Origin of the sequence: Aneurinibacillus sp. UBA3580 (assembly GCF_002375825.1) — a bacterium.
In the GTDB taxonomy this organism is placed as follows: domain Bacteria; phylum Bacillota; class Bacilli; order Aneurinibacillales; family Aneurinibacillaceae; genus Aneurinibacillus; species Aneurinibacillus danicus.
Map to the genome: position 1 here is coordinate 33,828 of NZ_DFMZ01000006.1, position 839 is coordinate 34,666.

Consider the following 839-nt stretch of genomic DNA (forward strand, 5'->3'; position numbering starts at 1 on the left):
AGCGGTTTAATTGACCAGACGGAATTGACATTGGTGGACAACGTATTCGAATTTGCGGAGCGCAACGCCCGCGAAATTATGATTCCGCGTACCGACATGGTATGCGTATTCCAGGATGATCCGTTTGAAGACATATTTAAAACCGTCATGGAAGAGATGCACACCCGTTATCCGGTAGCTGACGGAGATAAAGACAATATTGTCGGGTTCGTCCATATTAAGGATATTTACCGTTTGTATATGAGCGAGAATCAGAATGAATTAAGTTCGATTGTCCGCCCGGTAGAGCGCGTGCCTGAATCGATTCATATCAGCGACTTGCTGAAGCAAATGCAGCGGAATCGTTCGCAGATGGCGATTGTTATCGATGAATATGGCGGTACGGCGGGTCTGGTGACCGTTGAGGATATCCTGGAAGAAATCGTAGGAGAAATCCAGGATGAATTCGACGAAGAACGCCCGCATATCGAGCAGAAAGCCGATACGACGTATTCGGTGGACGGTCGTCTGCTGATTGAGGAAGTCAATGATCGTTTTGGTTTGGAAATTAATTCCGATGACTATGACACGATCGGCGGTTGGGTATTCTCCCAGGTTGAATTTCCGCCTCAGGTAGGGCAGGCTGTATATGCGCACGGCTACGAATTCAGGGTAATTGAAGTAGATCACTTGCGGATTGTTCGATTGATGTTGCGCAAGCTGGATAAAGCTGAGGAAGCGGCCCTGCTGAAGAGCGAGAGCACCGGGGAAGAAGAAATATATGCAAGTGGAATGAAGGAATAGCGAAAGGCCGCGGAGACGCGGCCTTTTTTATACGTGTAGGAAAGTATATGTTGCTT

At 47.8% G+C, this 839-nt stretch carries 1 protein-coding gene; it reads left to right on the forward strand.

Annotation, left to right across the window (positions count from 1 at the left end):
- The coding region (locus B2899_RS01240; RefSeq protein ID WP_286883437.1) for a hemolysin family protein at window positions 1-783 on the forward strand (783 nt) is incomplete at its 5' end.
- Window positions 784-839 lie beyond the last annotated feature (56 nt).